General features: G+C 64.8%; 18 protein-coding genes. 3 read left to right on the top strand and 15 right to left on the bottom strand.

Going from position 1 to position 18,502, the window contains the following annotated elements; translation table 11 throughout:
- Nucleotides 1-3 precede the first annotated feature (3 nt).
- The 9 genes from G7079_RS12620 to G7079_RS12580 all read right to left on the bottom strand — a co-directional run bounded on the left by G7079_RS12620 (nucleotide 4) and on the right by G7079_RS12580 (nucleotide 8,290).
- Nucleotides 4-1,227, bottom strand: a complete 1,224-nt coding sequence (locus tag G7079_RS12620) for an acyl-CoA reductase (RefSeq protein WP_166057643.1) — start codon at nucleotides 1,225-1,227, stop codon at nucleotides 4-6.
- Nucleotides 1,224-2,330, bottom strand: coding sequence for an acyl-protein synthetase (locus tag G7079_RS12615; RefSeq protein ID WP_240906193.1), 1,107 nt, complete (start codon nucleotides 2,328-2,330; stop codon nucleotides 1,224-1,226). Before G7079_RS12615 ends, G7079_RS12620 begins: the two co-directional genes overlap by 4 nt.
- A complete protein-coding gene (locus G7079_RS12610; protein WP_166057642.1) occupies nucleotides 2,327-3,724 on the bottom strand; it encodes an AMP-binding protein in 1,398 nt (465 codons plus the stop codon). The genes G7079_RS12615 and G7079_RS12610 overlap by 4 nt, the downstream gene beginning before the upstream one ends.
- On the bottom strand, nucleotides 3,725-4,471 hold the full coding sequence (locus tag G7079_RS12605; protein ID WP_166057641.1) for an SDR family NAD(P)-dependent oxidoreductase: 747 nt from the start codon (nucleotides 4,469-4,471) through the stop codon (nucleotides 3,725-3,727).
- Nucleotide 4,472: 1 nt separating this feature from the next.
- Nucleotides 4,473-4,721, bottom strand: a complete 249-nt coding sequence (locus G7079_RS12600; protein WP_166057639.1) for an acyl carrier protein — start codon at nucleotides 4,719-4,721, stop codon at nucleotides 4,473-4,475.
- Complete coding sequence (locus G7079_RS12595; RefSeq protein WP_166057638.1) at nucleotides 4,718-5,479, bottom strand: hypothetical protein; 762 nt, start codon at nucleotides 5,477-5,479, stop codon at nucleotides 4,718-4,720. The genes G7079_RS12600 and G7079_RS12595 overlap by 4 nt, the downstream gene beginning before the upstream one ends.
- Entirely contained in the window at nucleotides 5,472-6,449 is a 978-nt protein-coding gene (locus tag G7079_RS12590; protein WP_166057637.1) for a glycosyltransferase family 2 protein, read from the bottom strand. The genes G7079_RS12595 and G7079_RS12590 overlap by 8 nt, the downstream gene beginning before the upstream one ends.
- Nucleotides 6,450-6,605: 156 nt before the next feature.
- Nucleotides 6,606-7,544 carry an electron transfer flavoprotein subunit alpha/FixB family protein gene (locus G7079_RS12585; RefSeq protein WP_166057636.1) on the bottom strand — a complete coding sequence of 313 codons (939 nt, stop codon included), beginning with the start codon at nucleotides 7,542-7,544 and terminating at the stop codon, nucleotides 6,606-6,608.
- The gene (locus tag G7079_RS12580; RefSeq protein WP_166057635.1) at nucleotides 7,544-8,290 is read right to left on the bottom strand and encodes an electron transfer flavoprotein subunit beta/FixA family protein; all 747 of its coding nucleotides are present in this window, start codon (nucleotides 8,288-8,290) and stop codon (nucleotides 7,544-7,546) included. Before G7079_RS12580 ends, G7079_RS12585 begins: the two co-directional genes overlap by 1 nt.
- 185 nt (nucleotides 8,291-8,475) lie before the next feature.
- On the opposite strand from G7079_RS12580, the gene G7079_RS12575 reads away from it, so the two are divergent.
- Together G7079_RS12575 and G7079_RS12570 are read left to right on the top strand one after the other, a co-directional pair.
- Nucleotides 8,476-9,192, top strand: a complete 717-nt coding sequence (locus G7079_RS12575) for a CoA transferase subunit A (RefSeq protein WP_240906192.1) — start codon at nucleotides 8,476-8,478, stop codon at nucleotides 9,190-9,192.
- A 1-nt stretch (nucleotide 9,193) separates the two neighbouring features.
- Nucleotides 9,194-9,823: a CoA transferase subunit B gene (locus tag G7079_RS12570; protein WP_166057633.1), complete on the top strand. Its 630-nt coding sequence runs from the start codon at nucleotides 9,194-9,196 to the stop codon at nucleotides 9,821-9,823.
- A gap of 34 nt (nucleotides 9,824-9,857) precedes the next feature.
- Here G7079_RS12570 and G7079_RS12565 read toward each other — a convergent pair whose 3' ends face one another.
- The 6 genes from G7079_RS12565 to G7079_RS12540 form a co-directional block, all read right to left on the bottom strand.
- Nucleotides 9,858-11,885 carry a glycoside hydrolase family 99-like domain-containing protein gene (locus tag G7079_RS12565; protein ID WP_240906293.1) on the bottom strand — a complete coding sequence of 676 codons (2,028 nt, stop codon included), beginning with the start codon at nucleotides 11,883-11,885 and terminating at the stop codon, nucleotides 9,858-9,860.
- A 52-nt stretch (nucleotides 11,886-11,937) separates the two neighbouring features.
- The gene (locus G7079_RS12560; RefSeq protein WP_166057632.1) at nucleotides 11,938-13,554 is read right to left on the bottom strand and encodes an electron transfer flavoprotein-ubiquinone oxidoreductase; all 1,617 of its coding nucleotides are present in this window, start codon (nucleotides 13,552-13,554) and stop codon (nucleotides 11,938-11,940) included.
- Between the two features lie 79 nt (nucleotides 13,555-13,633).
- Nucleotides 13,634-14,269: an ABC-type transport auxiliary lipoprotein family protein gene (locus G7079_RS12555; RefSeq protein ID WP_166057631.1), complete on the bottom strand. Its 636-nt coding sequence runs from the start codon at nucleotides 14,267-14,269 to the stop codon at nucleotides 13,634-13,636.
- On the bottom strand, nucleotides 14,266-15,192 hold the full coding sequence (locus tag G7079_RS12550) for an MlaD family protein (RefSeq protein WP_166057630.1): 927 nt from the start codon (nucleotides 15,190-15,192) through the stop codon (nucleotides 14,266-14,268). Before G7079_RS12550 ends, G7079_RS12555 begins: the two co-directional genes overlap by 4 nt.
- A 13-nt stretch (nucleotides 15,193-15,205) precedes the next feature.
- Entirely contained in the window at nucleotides 15,206-16,027 is an 822-nt protein-coding gene (locus G7079_RS12545; protein ID WP_166057629.1) for an ABC transporter ATP-binding protein, read from the bottom strand.
- Nucleotides 16,028-16,029: 2 nt separating this feature from the next.
- On the bottom strand, nucleotides 16,030-17,151 hold the full coding sequence (locus G7079_RS12540) for an ABC transporter permease (RefSeq protein ID WP_166057628.1): 1,122 nt from the start codon (nucleotides 17,149-17,151) through the stop codon (nucleotides 16,030-16,032).
- Between the two features lie 70 nt (nucleotides 17,152-17,221).
- Here G7079_RS12540 and G7079_RS12535 point away from each other — a divergent pair, with 70 nt between their 5' ends.
- The gene (locus tag G7079_RS12535) at nucleotides 17,222-18,472 is read left to right on the top strand and encodes a threonine/serine exporter family protein (protein WP_166057627.1); all 1,251 of its coding nucleotides are present in this window, start codon (nucleotides 17,222-17,224) and stop codon (nucleotides 18,470-18,472) included.
- Nucleotides 18,473-18,502: the final 30 nt, after the last annotated feature.

Genomic DNA, 18,502 nt, shown 5'->3' with positions numbered 1-18,502 from the left:
CGTTCAGGCTCCGGGTAGTGTGACTTTGCGCGTCAGGATGTCCAGCAGGTCGGTGCCGTCCCAGATGGGATGGAAGTCCAGGGCGCGGCCAACGGGCACGATGCGATCGAGCGCGCGATTGCCGAGCCGATTCAGCAGCGCGATGAGGTCTTCCCGGCCGAAGCCGTGTTGGACCAGCGTCTGATCGCGGTCGTCCAGCAGGTCGGCCAGCGCCGACAGTGAGGCCAGCGCCGTTTCCACCACCAAGCCATGGCCGCTTTGCAGTTCGCGCAGACGGACATCGGCTCGCGTCGACTGCAGGTTCAGCGGATAGTCGCCCAGCGGAGCATCGGCCTGCACGCCGGGTGATAGCGCAGCCATCAGGTAGGCATCGGTGACGCGCGCCATCAACGCAGCAGGTTCGTCGGCGATCTGCCCGGAATGGGCGCGCACGGCCTGCCAGAAACGGATACGCGCCGCCTGCACGATGGGTGTTTCGCCGATCCAGTACAGCGTGCGCGGCGAGGAGCAGGCCTGCTGGCCGAACCAGAGCACGTCGTTGTTGAAGCGCCTTGCCAGTTCCGCCAGTTCGACATCGCCGGCATCGAGGATAGCTGCCGCTTTCATTGCGGCCACGCCGAAGCGGTCGGGGAAGGCCAGCTCCAGCGCCAGTGGCGCCAGCGGCAGGGAGCGGATCTTGGCGACGGTGCCGTCGCCGCCCCAGACGATGCGGGCGTGGCAATGGCCGGAAATCTCGGTGGTCACCGCATCGTCGTGTGGGTAGGTTAGCAGCAAGTTGCGTTCAAGGACGTCGCCGTGCAGATCCTCGCGCTGCATGTCGTGAAGGATCGAGAGCAGGGCGTCGCGCTGCGCGCTCGGCTTCTGCGAGAGCCGGGCGGCATTGCGGTTGCCGGCCAGCACGGACAGCAGCCACGCGTAGGCGAACAGCACGTCTACGTTGGACGGCGCGAGATGGAACACAAGCCCACGCGCAAGCAGGTGCTCGCCGCCGGGCGCATGAAGGCGGCGGGCCAACTGCTCCTGCCCGGCCGGGCGGAACCAATGCGCCAACGTCGCCAGTTCCGGGTGAGTGCGCAGCATCGGCAGGCCGAACACGCGGCGCGCGAAATCGGTTACGAACGCGCGCGCGCGCGCGTCGAATGGCGGCAACGGAGGCAGGCTGCACAAGCTAGCCAATTGCGCGGCCAGCGGCATATTGCCGCCGGTGGAAAACAGGAGAGTGATCATGAGACAGGCACCGTGCGTGTATCGCTGCAGCCACGCACTTCGACGTTCTTGATGCGCCCCAGCACGCCGAAATGCTTGCCGGAACGTCCGCAGGCGCAATCGTCCTCGCCATGGAGAATCCCGAGGTCTTCGGTCAGCAGGCTGTGCCCCGGATAGCTCCCCGGCAGCAGACTCAATACTTGCAAGATGCCGACCGTTCCCTCGGCGACCGGGGACAAGTCCTGCAGGTCGCGGACGATCACGTCGGCGTAGGCCGGGGCATGCAGGTGTCCGTGTTCGCATTCGAAGAAGATCGAGCCGACCTGTTCGACCATGCCGTAGTAGTTATGCACGCGTTCGATGCCGAACGTGTCCGCCAGCGCGGCCTTGTAGGCGGCGTTGTCGACGCGCTGCTCGTCCATCTTCTTCCAGCCGCCGCCATGCACCAGCATGCTGCCGGCGGAGAGGCGCAGCTTCCGTCCGTCGCGCCGTGCGGCCTGCACGAACGACTGCCAGATAATAAAAGTGAAGCCGAATAGCAGCACCGGTTCGTCAGGAGCGACCGCCAGCCACTGTTCGAGCTTGTTCCAGTCCGGCTGCAGCTGTTCGTCCAGCAGATAGAGATGATCGCGACCGAAGTTGGAAAAGCCAAGGATCCCGGCGGCCCGCGCATTGAAGCGGCTGCGGTCGCGCAGGAAGCTGTCGTCGTCCACCACCAGCATGCGCATGCGGCGGTTGCCGGCGAAGTGCGAAAAGATCCGCGCCAGCGCCCGGGTCTGGGCGCGCGCGGTGTCGGCGTCGAGGAAGATGCGCGAAACGGCGGCACCGGAGGTGCCGCTGGAGACCAGCGTCCGCAGAATCCGGTCGTCGGGCACGCTCTTCAAGTCGAGATGCTTGAACAGGCGCACCGGTAGCCATGGCAGCGCTTCGAGCGTTTCGGCCCGGCCCCCGTTCCACAGTGCGTCCAGCATGGCGGCATACGGTGCGCAGTGTGCATGATGATGGCGGGTGAGTGCCTCCAGGCCGGACAGCAGCCAGGCGCGCTTGGTTTCGCGCTGCAGGCCGAACACATCGACATCCAGCGCGGCTGCGGTTGGCAACATTGTTTCCGGGATCGCGTTCACGGGACGGCTCCGATATCGGCCAATCGCAGCAGGGAGGAATAATCGGTCTTGCCGTTGGGCAGCAGCGGCAGGCCTTCCAGGTGAAGACAGCGGATCAGGCCCCCGAACAGCTTGTAGCGTTCCTGCACCAGTCGGCGGATTTCGTCTTGCATGGTCGGCGCATCACCGTGGCTGAACACCACTAGGTCGTCATCGCCGCCGGTGCAGAGGATCTGCCTGCCGAGCGCAGCCGACAACATGGCTTCCACTTCGTCCAGATTGATGCGGTTGCCGGAGAGTTTGAGAAAGCGACTGGCGCGACCGGTGATGTAATGGAATCCGTCTTCGTCCACGCGCGCCAGGTCGCCAGTGCGAAGCACGCCGTGTTGCTCGTCGGGATGGGCCAGTGCGTCGCGAGTGGTGGCATAGCCCATCATCACGTTCGGGCCTGCGTAGACCAATTCGCCGGTGGCCGGGTCGATGTCCATGCGGCCGCCGGGAACGGGGACGCCAATGCTGCCGATCTTGTCGATAAGCCGCTCGGACGGGACGTAGCTGATGCGGGGCGAGGCTTCAGTTTGGCCGTACATGACGAAGAACCGGAGATGATGATCGCGCGCCGAGGAGGCGAAATGCCTTGCCAACTCGTCGCGCAGGCGACCTCCGGCCTGGGTCAGCATGCGCAGGCTCGGCAGCTGCAGGCGGGACAGACCCATGCGCCGCAGGATCTCGAAAGTGGCGGGAACGCCGGACAGCGAAGTAATCGCGTTGCCGCGTGCCGTGTCCCAGAATTTGCGGGTCATCAGGCTGTCCTCGCTCAGCACCACACGGCCGCCGCAAGCGAGGTGGCTGTTGAGGATGGACATGCCGAACGAGTACGACAGCGGCAGCGTGGTGATGGCGCAGTCGTTGGCGGTGAGGCCGAGATAGCGCACGATCGCCATCGCGTTGCTGGCTATGGCGCGCGCCGACAGGCGCACCAGCTTGGGTGAGCCCGTGCTGCCGGAGGTGCTAAGCAGAAGAGCGAGTTCTGGGTGTGGCGTGGCGGTTTCATCGCTGGCATCGCGCAGGTGAAGGCGCAGGTGCCTGGCATCGTGAATCGTCGTGTAGCCGACAGGAGCCGGGCCGGGGAGCGCTAACCATTCGGGTCGGTATTGCGCGACCAGCGCCGCCAGTAAAGCCGGATCGGTATCCGGCTGCATCAGTAAGGGCACGTGGCGTTGGCTGCGTAACGCGCCCAGGTACAGGGCAACGGCTTCTACGGCGCTGGGCATCGCCAGGATGCCCATGCCGCGGCCGGCTGGAAGATGTTCGGCCAAGGCATCGGCCAGCAGGGAAAGTTCGCGGTAGCTGACATGGCGGGTACCTTCCACCAGAGCGATACGGTCGTCGTATGGCAGTTGCCAGAACTGCACTCAGACCACCATCTGTCCGTCGATGCCGATGATTTGCCCGGTAATGTAGGACGCGCGGTCTTCCAGCAGGAAAGCCACAAGTTCGGCAACCTCTTCCGGAGTACCGGCGCGCCCCATGCCGATCGAGGCCACCCGCTTGGCGTGGGCAGCCTCGGGCATGGCCCGGGTCATGTCGGTATCGATGAAGCCGGGAGCAACCGCATTGACGCGGATGCCGCCGGCAGCGAGTTCCTTGGCCGCCGAGCGCGTTGCGCCGATCAGGGCCGCCTTGCTCGCCGCATATACGCTCAGCCCTGCGGCGCCGTTCACGCCCATGATGGAGACGAGGTTGACGATGCTGCCGCGCTTGGCGCGCGCCATCAAACGCGCCGCGTACTGCATGGTCATCAACGGCGCCTTGACGTTCACCGCCAGTACGCGGTCAATGTCGTCAGCGCGGATCATGCCTAACAATCCTTCGTGCAGGATGCCGGCATTGTTCACCAGCCCATCGAGGCGGCCGAACTGGCTGAAGATCTGCCGGAACAGGTCCGCAACGGCATCGGTCGTTCCCAGATCGATAGCGGCGGTCATGGGGGGCGGTGCGCCTTCTGCGGTCAGTTCGGCCGCCAGTGCCTGCAGGGCGTCGGCATCGCGCGCCACGAGCACCAGTTGGACGCCTCGTGCGGCCTGCTGGCGCGTGATCGCGCGGCCGATGCCGCGCGATGCGCCGGTGACCAGGACGACGGGCGCGCCGGCGTTGCCCATGTCAGACAGCAGCTCCGTGCTTGCGCAGAATTTCGCGGGCCTTGCCGACCGAGCTCATGTCGATCACGTCGTCCATGTCGATCATGATGCCAAAGGCTTCTTCCAATGCGGCGACCACCGACATGTGCGCGATCGAATCCCATTGCGGAATGGTGTTGTAGCGCAGTTCGTCGGTCACTTGGCTGGCGTCGATGCCCAGCGTGCGGGCAAACGTGGCGATGATCTGATCTTCGCTGGGGGGATTGCTCATAGGAATTTCCGGAAGCCTGCAAGAGTGGAATTGAACTGGAAGCCCAGCCGCGCATACAGGTTGAGGATCCCTGTATTGGCCGCGGACACAAGCGTGGTGCAGAGGCGGATGTCACGCGCGGCCAGCGATTCGAGTGCGGTCGCCCAGAGCGGCATGGCCAGCATCGCGTATGGAGCAGCGGTGCCCGTGAGCAACAGTTCGGCATGGTGCCCGCCGGACCGGATGCGCTCGGCATGGAAACCGATGACGCGGCCGCGCGATTCCGCCGCATAGGCCAAGCCGGTGCCGACCAGGTCTTCGATCCAGTTGGCGGTCCGCATCCGGGCGCGGGCGCCATCGATTTCGGGATCCTCCAGGAAGCGGCCGTGGACGAAGTCGTCGTGGGCGATCTGGCGCAGTTGCGGGATGTCGGCGGCGGTTGCCGGACGCAGCGTGGGCAACATGCCGCGCGGGACGGCGGGCAGGTTGCCCATGCCGCTGCGCGAGATGGACAGCGATGTTTCCACGAACCGATGGCCCGCCTGCAGCAGGGCGCGACGCAACAAGGGGAGGTTGGCATCGATGCGGCCGAACAGGTAGCGCACGCGAAGATCGGCCGCCCAGAACTCGGCCTGTTGCAGCAGATCCAGCGCGACAGCCGCTTCATCGGCGTTAAAGGAGGTGATTTCCGCGGTGGCGAAACCCAGGGCGCGCTCGTCCCAGGGTGTCAGGCGCGCGGTCAGCTTGCCTGCCGCGGTTTCGAGTGAAAATTCAGTCACAGATCCGCTCGATGGCGCGGGTCATATCGGCAACGATGTAGTAGGGGCGCCGCTGCACATTGCGAAACACCTGGCCGACATACAAGCCGACCACGCCCAGCGAGAACATCATCAATCCGCCGATGAGCCAGATCGCACCGATGATGGAGGTGTAGCCGGCCACTTGAATGTCGCCGTCCCACCAGCGCCAAAGACCGATAGCCACCATGACGAAGGCGGCCAAGGCGAAGACGATGCCGGCGCCAGCCACCATTCGCAGCGGCTTCTCCGAATATCCAAGGGCGATGTCCATCGCCAGCCGCAGCAGGCGACGCAAGGTATAGGAGGATTCGCCCTGCGCGCGCTGCTGGTGCAGGACGGGCAGTTTGGCGGTTCGGAAGCCGGCCCATTTCACCATCAGCGGGAACGAACGGTCGCGTTCGGGCATCCGGCATACCGCATCGATGACCTTGCGATGGTAGATGCCGAAATTGGCGGTGGACGGGTCCTGCGGCATTCCCGTAAGCCAGCCGAGGGCCGCAAAGAAGCCCCACGACGAAAGGCGCTTGATGCGGGTGTCCTGACGCTCGGTCCGCTGTGCGAACACGACGTCGAAATGTTCGTCCACCGCCATACGATGAAGGGCCGGAATCTCAGCGGGGAGGTCCTGCAAGTCGCAATCCATCACCACGGTCCACACGCCCTGCGCATGCTCGATGCCGGCTGAAATCGCCGAATGCTGGCCGAAATTCCGCGACAGCCGGAAGCCCTTGAGCCATGGGCGCGATGCAGCGAGTTCCTCGATGCGCGACCAGGCTCCGTCAGGACTTGCATCGTCCACCAGAATCACTTCGAAAGACACGCCCATGCCTGTGGTGGCTGCCTGGATCTGATCGACGAGATCTTCCAGACAGCCCTTGCAGCCGTAAACGGGCGCAACGACCGAGAGATCGAGTGGCGTGCTGGTGGATGGCGGAACGGAGGCTGTCATGGAAGCAATTTTTCGCGCCGGCATCGGAGAGTGATTGCGTCGGGTGCGCTGTGCAGTGCCGCTACAGCCCAGGCAACGGCACTGCCCGAGGCCATTATAGCGGGGAAGGGTCGCGGTCCGTTTGGGTGGATGGGCGTATCGCCGTCCGCCATGCCATCAGAGAGCGGCTTCCAGTTCCGGCAAAACCACGAACAAATCCCCGACAAGCCCGATATCCGCGATCTCGAAGATCGGCGCATCCCCATCCTTGTTGATGGCCACGATCGTGCCGGCGTCCTTGATGCCGGTCAGGTGCTGGATGGCGCCGCTGATGCCGACGGCCACATAGAGTTCCGGCGCGATGATCTTGCCGGTCTGGCCGACCTGCAGTTCGTTCGGCACGTAGCCGGCATCGACTGCAGCGCGTGAGGCACCGACGGCGGCACCGAGTTTGTCGGCGAAGTCGTAGATGATCTTGAAGTTCTCCTGCGAACCCACGCCGCGACCACCGGAAACCACGCGCTTGGCGCTTTGCAGGTCGGGACGGTCCGACTTGCCGGCGGCCAGGTCGACGAAGCGGGTGTGCGAAGGCAGTGCGGCATCGACATTCGCCGCTTCAAGCGCAGCGCCGCCGCCGCGTGCGGCTTCCGGCCACGAGGCGGTGCGCACGGTGGCGACCACGGCGTGATCGGTCGGTGCTTCGACGGTGATGATCGCGTTGCCGGCGTAGATCGGGCGCTTGAAGGTATGGCTGCCTTCGACCGCCATCACGTCGGACACCTGCGCCACGCCGAGCAATGCAGCGACGCAGGGCATCAGGTCCTTGCCGAAGGTGGTGCTGGGGCCGAAGACATGGGTGTAGTTCTTCGCGATGGCGGCGATTTGCGGCGCCTGTACCTGCGCGATGGCATGCGCATTGGCGGCATTCGCAACCGTCAGCACCTTTGCCACGCCGGTGATCTGTGCAGCTTCTGCGGCAATGCCGGCCGGATCGGCGGCGAGCACTACGATGTCGATGGATTCAGGAGACAGCGCCTGCGCAGCGGATACGCACTTGGCGGTGGACGCGTTGAGCTTGCCGTCCAGGTGTTCGGCGACGATCAGAACCTTGCTCATCACAGCAACCCCTTCTGCTTCAGTGCAGCGACCAGTTCGGCCGCGTCCTTCACCATCACGCCGCGGCTGCGCTTGGCGGGCGCCGCGTAGTGGGTGGTCTTGAGCGTGTCACCAGCATCCACGCCGAGGTCGGCGAAGGCGATGGTTTCCAGCGGCTTGCTCTTGGCCTTCATGATGTCCGGCAGCTTGATGAAGCGCGGCTCGTTCAGGCGCAGATCGGTGGTGACCACCGCCGGCAGATCGACTTCCAGCGTCTCCAGGCCGGCATCGACCTCGCGCACCACCGTGGCCTTGCCATCGGCAATGTCGAGCTTGGACGCGAACGTCGCCTGCGGGCGGCCCCACAACGTGGCCAGCATCTGCCCGGTCTGGCTGGCGTCGTCGTCGATCGCCTGCTTGCCCAGGATGACCAGATCCGGCTGTTCCTTCTCGATCAGCTTGAGGAAGGTGCGCGCGGCGGTCAGCGGCTGCACCGGGCCATCGGCCACCACGTGGATGGCGCGGTTGGCGCCCATCGCCAAGCCGTTGCGCAGATGCGGCTGGGCATCGGCAGGAGCAATCGTGGCGACCACGACTTCGGTGGCGGTGCCCTTGTCGCGCAGGCGCAGGGCTTCTTCCAGCGCGATGTCGTCGAACGGGTTGGCCGACAGCTTGACGCCGTCGGTGACCACGCCGGAACCGTCCGGCTTGACCTGGATGCGGACATTGAAGTCCACCACGCGCTTGTAGGCGACGAGGATCTTCATCGGATCTGGAATCCTGAACTTGAGACAGATCGATCATTTTACCTGAGGGTCGCGGCGTATTTGCTCGAGGGTATGCGTCGCAGCCCTTCGCGGGATCGGCATCGACCACCGAATGTCCGAAAGTACGGTGGGCGGACGCCGGCTTGCCGGTAAAATGCGGGTTTCCCCACGCTGGAGCCGTGCCCGTGGCAGCTGCCAAGAGCAAGCAATACCCGAGCGCCGATGCCGCCCTGTCCGGGCTGGTGGCGGATGGACAGACCCTTGCGGTCGGCGGCTTCGGCCTGTGCGGCATCCCCGAGGCACTGATCGCCGCGCTGCGCGATTCCGGGGTCAAGGGCCTGACGGTGATCTCCAACAACGCCGGCGTGGACGGCTTCGGCCTGGGCCAGCTGCTGACCACGCGCCAGATCAAGAAGATGATTTCGTCCTACGTGGGCGAGAACAAGGAGTTCGAACGCCAGTACCTGGGCGGTGAACTGGAGCTGGAATTCAACCCGCAGGGCACGCTGGCCGAGCGCCTGCGCGCGGGCGGTGCCGGCATCCCGGCGTTCTTCACCGCCACCGGCTACGGCACGATCGTCGCCGACGGCAAGGAAACCCGCGAGATCGACGGCCGCCATTACGTGCTGGAAACCGCGCTGAAGGCGGACGTCTCGCTGGTCAAGGCATGGAAGGCGGACAAGGCCGGCAATCTCGTATTCCGCAAGACCGCACGCAACTTCAACCCGGCGGCGGCGATGGCCGGCAAGGCCTGCGTGGTGGAAGTCGAAGAGCTGGTCGAAATCGGCGAGATCGATCCCGACCACGTGCACCTGCCCGGTATCTACGTGGATCGCATCGTGGTCAATGCCACGCCGGAGAAGCGCATCGAGCAACGCACCATTCGCCAGGAGAACAACTGACATGGCCTGGACCCGCGAACAGATGGCGCAGCGCGCCGCGCAGGAATTGAGTGACGGCGCCTACGTGAACCTCGGCATCGGCCTGCCGACCCTGGTGGCGAACTACATCCCTGATGGCATGGACGTGTGGCTGCAGAGCGAGAACGGCCTGCTCGGCATCGGCCCGTTCCCGACCGAGGCCGAACTCGACGCGGACCTGATCAACGCAGGCAAGCAGACCGTCACCGCCGTGCCGGGCGCCAGCTACTTCGGCAGCCACGATTCGTTCGCGATGATCCGCGGCGGCCACATCGACCTCGCCATCCTTGGCGCGATGGAAGTCACCGACAAGGGCGACCTCGCCAACTGGATGGTGCCCGGCAAGATGGTCAAGGGCATGGGCGGCGCGATGGACCTGGTGGCCGGCGTGAAGCGCGTGGTGGTGCTGATGGAGCACGTCACCAAGGCGGGATCGTCGAAGATCCTGCCGCAGTGCACGCTGCCGTTGACCGGCGTGGGCGTGGTCAACCGGATCATCACCGAGCTGGGCGTGTTCGACGTGACCGCCGATGGCCTGAAGCTGGTGGAACTGGCCGATGGGGTGAGCCGCGAGGAAGCGGTGGAGAAGACCGGCGTGCCACTCAATGGGTGAAGGGTTTCACCGTTAGCCGCAAAGCACGCGTCGCTCAGTCGGCGCGTGCATAGTGATAGCCGGATCCCGAGCGGTTGCGTGCTTCCGAGGGCCAGGCTATCCAGCGGAAGCCGCCTGCTTCTACCGAAGCCAGGATCAAGCGTTCGATGGCATGCGCAAACGTCCCGTCCACTTGGCCGGATTCAGTCTCGAATTCGGCTTCGTCCAGGTGTGCATCAAGCAGTGGCCGCAACGCCTCGCTACGAACCCAGAACATGCTGCCTGCGATGAATTTCATCTTTGCCGGGCGAATATCCGGAAGCCCGATGCGTCGCGCGAGGTGCTCTATCGTGCGTTCGTTTGCACCCAAGTAATTCTCCAACGGCAACACGTGGGTTGCAGGCGCGATCAGGCCGAGCCGTGGATCGTCATGCATCGCTTGTGCGATGTGCGCCGCGTTGCCGTCGTCGACCAAGGCCCTGATCAATTCCGCACGCCATGCGTCGCCGTCGTCGCGATGGATCGAACGTTTCGTGTGCAGTTTCAGCAGCAGCGTTTCGCCTTCGTCCAGCAAGCGGTTTGCCACATGCAGGAAGGGCAGGATGTCACGCCCTCGGTTCTCGTGCGTCTCGATCTCTGCGTCTAGTTCCGATGCGTCGATGCAGGTGCGCACGGCTTCCAGATGCTCTTCTGCCGTGGTCACCACGATGCGCCAGTTCAGGCCAGTCGACTTGAGGGCGAACAACAGTTCACCGAGTATTTCGGGGTACCAAGCATGGATGACAGCGCACGGCCGCGTTGCACGTTCACTGACCATAGGCTCAACAGTCCTGCACAATGCATCAGCGGTTGCTTGCAGCCACGCGTACCCGATCCGGGCATCGGGCTCCAGTACGGCGCCTTCGGCCCACTCGTTCCATGCGTTGATGAATACGAGTCGATCCGCCGTCGGGGTGGAGTTTTCCCCGAAGCGTGTGCGGATAGTGCCTGCCAACCAGTCGCGATAGCGGCGTGGCGCCGAATGAAGGTAAACGCGGCCGCGTGAAGCGCGTCGCGGGGTATTGTCCCAGCCAGCATTGACGGCGGGGTGCAGCCGATAGGATGGCAACGTGCGCGCAAGGAACTGCGCGGGAAGGTCGCGCCAATCCAGCAGGTTGCCGGCGTAAGCAGCATCAAAAGGCTGCTGGCGCTCAGTGATGTCGGTTGGCATGCAGAGGTTAGGCGGGAATTCCACTGCAGCATCGAAGCCGATGTCGCGTGGATCCGGTCGTTCGAACGACTGCACATACGCCAGGTGGAGCTCGCCAATTCCGTTGTCACGACACCACTGTCGCCAACGCGTGGCAGTGGCTTTAGGGTCTGGCAGCAGTCCGGGCCGGTAAACCAACAGCACCGGCTTTCCATCGACGCGCAATGCGCGGCGATCACGCAAATACGGCGCGACATGGGCGATGAAAGCAAGGTCGTCTTCGGCATCGTGCTGTTGTCGTACCAGGATGTCGCCGGCGCGCCCATCCCACGTCCGCGACCAGCTTTCATTGGCCCAGCACAGGCAGAAAGGCAGGTCGATGCTGTCGTCCCCGAGCCATTGGCGGAGTGGTTGTTCCAGCAGGGTTCGGCCGTGGAACCAGTAGAAATAGAAGCAGAACGCACCGATGCCGTATTCCCTTGCAAGCGCCGCCTGGCGGCGCATCACATCGACATCGCGCAGGTCATACTGGCCTAGCAAATTGTCGGGAAACCGGGGTTGGGCGTGGCCGTCGAATTGCGGTGTCGCGCGCCGTACCGCCGTCCACTCGGTATAACCCTCCCCCCAAGCGGCGTCGTTCTCGGGAATGGGGTGGAATTGCGGTAGATAGAAAGCCACCAAGGTGGCGGGCAAATGCGAAGGCAAGTGGGGTGTGGCCGCATCGACATAGCCTATGGCGCGGCCATGCGGCTCGTATGCTCGGCGAGGGGGGAGGCCGCTTGCGGCCACTCGACGTTTGGGGCGAATCCGCGGAAACCGATCTAGGAACCAGTTGCGCCAGGCGTCGCGCTCGGCATCCGAAAGTGGCAGTGCCCGGAACATGGATCGCAGCACGCCGAACAACGTTGACCGAAGCTGGTTCAAACGCTGTGGTTCCGCGTGCGCATCACAAGTTCTGGTAATTCGGCCCGCTGCCGCCTTCCGGCGTCACCCAGGTGATGAGTTCGTACGGGTCCTTGATGTCGCAGGTCTTGCAGTGCACGCAGTTGGCGGCGTTGATCTGCAGGCGCTTGCCGGCGGCGTCCTCGACGATTTCGTACACGCCGGCGGGGCAGAATCGGGTGCAGGGATTGTCGTATTCGGCAGTGCAACGGGTCACGCAGATATCGGTATCGGCGACTTTCAGGTGCACCGGCTGGTCTTCATCGTGCTGGGTCGCGGCGTAATACACGCCCTGCAGGCGGTCGCGTGGGGCCAGCGTGCGCTCGAGGTAGTCGCGCTTGGGTTCCTCGTGTTCGCCGAGTTTGTCGAGTGAGTTCCAGTCCGCCTTGTTCTTCAGCGTCCACGGCGACAGGCCGCCGGTGACGGTTTCCCAAGCGGCGTTCAACATGCCGAACCACAGTCCGCGCTTGAAGCCGGGCTTTACGTTGCGGACTTTCTTCAGTTCCGCCATCGCATCGGAGGCGCGCAACTTGGCGTCGAAGCCTTCCGGTGCCAGCTGCGAGGCGACCAGGTGTTCCGCTGCCAGCATGCCACTGCGGATCGCCTGGTGGGTACCTTTCACTTTCGGCACGTTGAGCAGGCCGGCGGTGTCGCCGATCAGCAGCGCACCCGGCATTTCGGTTTTCGGCAGCGACTGGTAACCGCCGGTGACGATGGCGCGCGCACCGGCCGAAAGAATGCTGCCGCCTTCCAGCAGCGGCTGGATCATCGGGTGGTTCTTCCACTGCTGGAAGGCTTCCCACGGCTTGTATTGCGGATCCTTGTAATCAAGGCCGCTGACATAGCCCAGCGCGATGCGGCCCTTGTCCAGGTGATACAGGAAGCTGCCGCCGTAGGTGTGGTTGTCTGCCGGCCAGCCGAAGCTGTGCACGATCTTGCCGGGGGTTACGCGGTCTTCCGGTACCTGCCACAGCTCCTTGATGCCGATCGAGTAGCCCTGCGGGTCGCTGTCGGCATCCAGCTGGAAACGCTTGACCAGCTGCTTGGTCAGGCTGCCGCGTGCGCCTTCGGCCAGCACGGTGACCTTGGCATGGATGTCGATGCCGGGGGTGTAGCCGGGCTTGTGCGATCCGTCCTTGGCCACGCCCATGTCGCCGATGCGCACGCCGATGACCTTGCCGGCGTCATCGTGCAACGTCTCGGCGGCGGCAAAGCCGGGATAGATTTCGACACCAAGCGCTTCGGCCTGCGGTGCCAACCATGCGCACATCGCGCCCAGGCTGACGATCACGTTGCCGTGGTTGTGCATGCCCGGCGGCACTGGCAGCTTGCGGCCGCCGGTCTTGCTGAGCAGCCAGAACTCGTCTTCCTTCGCGTCTACGCAGATGGGCGGTGGATTGCTGCGCCAGTCCGGCAGCAGCGCGTCGAGCGGGCCGGTCTCGATCACCGCGCCGGACAGGATCTGCGCACCGATGGCGGACGCCTTCTCGATCACGCAGACGGAGATGTCCGGATTGAGCTGCTTGAGACGGATCGCGAACGCGAGGCCGGCCGGGCCGGCACCGACGGTGACGACGTCGTATTCCATGACGTCGCGCTCGATCTGATCCGTTTCGCTCATGCGTACGCTCCGCTGGGAATGCGGTGATTTTCCGGGGTTTGTGCGGCCCCGGCAAATCGGTGTGGGGGGACGGCCGGCGTCAGTGGCTGGGATGCCGGTTTTCGTGCGCCTGGCCGCTGGTGAGCACCCAGCCGGCGATATCGTGGCTGGTGGCGGCCAGGGCCTGCGCGAAGGCGTCTGCGACGAGACCGACATCAGTGCCGGACGCCGGCTGTGCATGGCGGAACGTGCGGCTGCCGACCACGGACTGGTCTTGTGAATGAAGCAGTTTGACACTGACTTCGACCACGGCAGAAGGCGTGGCCGCACCGTCGTAATCGGCTTCGAAATGGCGGATGTCCATCACGAGCCGGTAATCGGCGGCGATGCCGCTGCCCTGCCGCGCGACGGCGGGAATCTTTCCGGAATCCTCCAGCGTGCGCAACACGCCGTCTTCCAGCATCTCGGTGGGCGTGCGCGCCCACAGCGCACCCTTGTACACCTGCAATTCGCCCGGCACCGGGCTGACCGCGATGCGGCTGCTGTCCAGCATGCGCGCCGCGGTGGGGCGGGTGGTGCTGAGTTGCCAGTTGACGCTGGGCCAAGCCGTATCGATCGCGGCGGCTTTCGATTCCGGGGCAAAGATGGTCGGCGATTCCTTGGGCCCGCCGACGATGGAACAGCCGGCCAGCAGCAGGGCGGCGCAGGCCGCGGCGATGCGATGCATGGCGATCATTTGGGTTCGAACTCCTTGGGCGCGTCGCGTCCCAGGATGTAGCGCGTGGGGCTGCCGTCGAGGCGGTCGGTGACGCGACGCAGGTCGCGGATCAGGGCGCGCAGTTCGGCCAGGGTCGGGCCGAGCTGGGCGAGGCCGTCGTTGGCGAAGCTCTGCAACGCAGGACGGTTCTCGGCGATCATGGCATTGGCATTGCTGGCCACCGAATCCAGCTTGCCTACGGTGGTGTCCAGCTTGGTCATGAGTGCGGGCAACTGGCTGACCACGTCGCGGTCGATGCGTTCGATCGAGCCATTCGCCGTCGCGAGCGTCGAGTTCAAGGTCTCGGTGGCCTGTCGCGCATTCGCGATCAGGGCGGCGATGTCGGCGCGGTTGTCGCTGATGGCGCCGGTTGCCTGTTCGACATGATCCAGCGTGTCCGAGATGCGCTTGATGTTCTGCTCGCTGAGCAATTGGTCCATGCGTGCCACCAGCCGGTTGGCGGTGTCGGCGATGTTCTGCAGCGCGGACGGCTCCGTGCGGATGATCGGGATATCGCCGCTGTCATTCGGCTCGAGTCGGGCTGCGCGTGGGCTGCCGCCGGTGAGCTGGATGAAGGGCACGCCGGTGATGCCCTGCTGCGACAGCTTGGCGCTTGTGTCCACCTTCACCGGGGTGTCGGCCTTGAGCTTGAGCAGCGCGATCACCCGGCGGGCATCGTCCCGGTCCAGGCTCAGCTTGTCGACGGTGCCCACGCCGATGCCGTTGTACTGGACGCTGCCACCTTCGGTCAGGCCGGTCACGGGTTCGTTGAAGATCACCTCGTATTGCCGCCAATTGCGGTCCGAGCTGAATTTCGCCGCCCACAGCGCGAACAGCAGCAGGCACACCGCGGTCAGCAGGGTGAAAGCGCCGATCAGCACGTAGTTGGCACGCGTCTCCATCAGTTGTGCTCCATCAATCGTTTCCTTCCATCACATCACGCGCGGCGCGCCCCCTGGGGCCGTTGAAGTATTCCTGCACCCAGGGATGATCCAGTGTTTCCAGTTCGGTGACGGGTGCCACCGCGATCACCTTGTGGTCCGCCAGCACGGCGACCCGGTCACAAATAGCGTATAGCGTGTCGAGATCGTGTGTGATCAGGAACACGGTCAGCCCCAACGCCTGTTGCAGGGTACGGATCAGTTCATCGAACGCGGCCGCGCCGATCGGATCCAGCCCGGCGGTGGGCTCGTCCAGGAACAGCAACGGCGGATCCAGTGCAAGCGCGCGCGCCAGCCCGGCGCGCTTGCGCATGCCGCCGGAGAGTTGCGATGGCAACTTGTCCAGCGCATCGGCATGCAGGCCCGCCAACTTGACCTTCAACAGGGCCAGTTCGTAGCGCAGCGAATCCGGCAGGTCCGGGTAGTACTCCTTCAACGGCACTTGCACGTTCTCGCCTACCGTCAGCGAGGAGAACAGCGCGCCATCCTGGAAAAGCACACCGGAATTGCGTTCGATATGGCGGCGTGTCACCGGATCCTGCGAACGCGCATCCACGCCCAGCACCTCGACCTCGCCCGCATTCGGCGTGCGCAGGCCAAGGATCGAGCGCATCAGCACCGATTTGCCAGTGCCGGAGCCGCCGACTACGCCGAAGATCTCGCCACGGCGCACGTCCAGGTCGATGCCGTCGTGCACCAGTTGGTCGCCGAAGCGGTTGACCAGGCCGCGCACGCGGATGATCGGCGCGTGCGGATCGCGCTGGATGGCGGCATCGCAGGCGTCGTCCGAAGTCATCGTCAGATACCCATTTCCATGAACCACAGTGCCGCCAGCGCATCGAGCACGATCACCATCGAGATCGATTGCACCACGCTGGACGTGGTGCGTTCGCCCAGTGACTGCGCCGTGCCCTCGGTCTGCAGGCCTTCCAGGCAGCCGATCAGCGCAATCACCATGGCGAACACCGGCGCCTTGACCATGCCGACCAGGAAATTGTTGGTGTCCATCATTTCCTGCATGCGCGCGAGATAGGCGGCTGCGGGGATATCGAGGGTGAACGCGCCCACTGCCATGCCACCGAGCAGGCCGGCAATCATCGCGATGAAGGTCAGCAGCGGCAACATCGCGAGCAATGCGAGCACGCGCGGAATCACCAGCAGGTCGACTGGATCGAGGCCTAGCACGCGGATCGCATCGACTTCCTCGCGGTTGACCATCATGCCGATCTGCGCGGTGAACGCACTGGCGGTGCGGCCGGCCAGCAGGATCGCAGTCAGCAGCACGCCGAATTCGCGCAGGAAGGCGGCACTGACCAGTTCCACCACGAAGATGGTCGCGCCGAAGTCGCGCAGCACCGTGGCGCCGAGGAAGGCGATCACCGCACCGACCATGAACGACAACAGGGCCACCAGCGGCGCGGCATCGAGACCGACCTGTTCCATGTGGTGCACGGTTGCGGTCAGCCGGAAGCGGCGTGGCTCCTTGAACAGGCGCAGCAGCTTGACCAGCACTTCGCCAAGGAAGGCGACCAGGGCTCGTACTTCGCGGTAGTTGTCGACAACGGCAAAGCCCATGCGTCCCAACACCGCGTGGAAGCCGTGGTCCCGCTGGCGCTTCGGGCGTTCGTCGTGGACGTCCTCGATCGCGGCGATCAGCGATTTCTGGTCGTCGCGGAACGCGAAGCGGTCGAAGTCCAGCTGGCGGCGGTCGGCATGGCGCAGCAGTTGCAGCACACCGAGGGTATCGATGCGTTCCATGCCGCGCGCATCGACGTTGGTGATGCCATCCGGCGAGGCGCGCAAGGCGTCGCCGATCTCGTTGGCATAGCGCAGCGTCCAGCGCCCCGACAGGCGAAGCGTCGCCGGATCCTCGGGATCAACGGCGGCGGCGGGCGGATCGTGATTGGGTGCGACGATCATGCAGGTTGCAAGCTTACGCAAACGCGCGCTGCCGGTGTGAACGGCGTGCGGCGCATGCGATCCTATTGCGATGACTTCGCGCGATCCCGCCACCGACGCCAGTTATCCCGAGCGCATCACCTTCGTGGTCGAGCTGGCCGAACACCTCAATGCCTACGGCACCACCGCGCAGCGGCTGGAGGGTGCGATCGAATCGGTAGCCAAGCGGCTTGGGTTGGAATGCGAGCCTTGGGTGAACCCGACCGGCATGATCCTGGCGTTCAGCGATCCCGCGCGTGCACCTGGCGAATCCGATACCACCCGGGTGGTGCGCAGCGGGTTGGGCAACACCGATCTCTACAAACTGTGCGAGGTCGACCGCATCGCCGAGGACGTGATGGCCGGGCGCATGCAGATCGGCGACGGCCTGCGTGCGTTGCGCGCACTGCAGCGTCCAGCCAGTTGGCGCGGCAAGACGATGCAGTTGCTCGGTTTCGGCATGGCTTCTGCGGCGGTGGCGGGTCTGCTGCGCCTGCCTTGGCTGGACATCGCCACGGCGGGGCTGATCGGCCTGCTGATCGGCCTGCTCGATATCGTGGCGCAACGACGGCCGCGGTTGTCCGAGGCTTCCGATGCGCTGGCCGGACTGGTGGCGGGCGCCGTGGCGGTCACCGTGGCCAGCTTGGTGGCGCCGCTGAACCTCAATACGGTGATCATCGCCTCGCTGATCGTGCTGCTGCCCGGCATGGCGCTGACCAATGCAGTGAACGAATTGACCAGTGCGCACCTGGTGTCCGGTACTGCGCGTTTCGCCGGCGCGTTGACCACCATCCTCAAGCTCACCATCGGCACCGCCATCGCGCTGTCCGTGGCCGAGTGGCTGGGGCTGGAACCGGCAGTGCGCGCCCTGCGGCCGCAGCCGGACTGGGTGATGTGGTGCGCGCTGTTGGTCGCTGCGTTCGCCTTCGCCGTGCTGTTCCGCGCGCCACGGCGCGATTATCCACTGGTGATGGCAGCGGCGGCGTCCGGCTACCTGATCTCGCGTTATGGCGGTGAGACCTTCGGAGCACCCGCCGGCGTGTTCCTGGCGGCCTTTGCGATGACCGCGGCTGGCAATGCCTATGCGCGTTGGATGAACCGGCCGGGCGCGCTGATCCGTCTGCCCGGCATCATCATGCTGGTGCCGGGTAGCGTGGCTTTGCGCGGGGTGATCTCGCTGGTGCAGGCGCAAAGCATCGATGCCGGACAGGATGCGGCGATGGCAGCACTGAATACGTTGATGGCGTTGCTGGCGGGCCTGCTGTTCGGCAACCTGCTGATCTCCGCGCGGCGCAATCTCTGACGCCAGCCAAAAACAAGAAAACGCCGACAA

It is taken from the genome of Thermomonas sp. HDW16 (assembly GCF_011302915.1).
In the GTDB taxonomy this organism is placed as follows: Bacteria; Pseudomonadota; Gammaproteobacteria; order Xanthomonadales; family Xanthomonadaceae; genus Thermomonas.
This window is presented reverse-complemented; position numbering and strand designations above follow the sequence as displayed.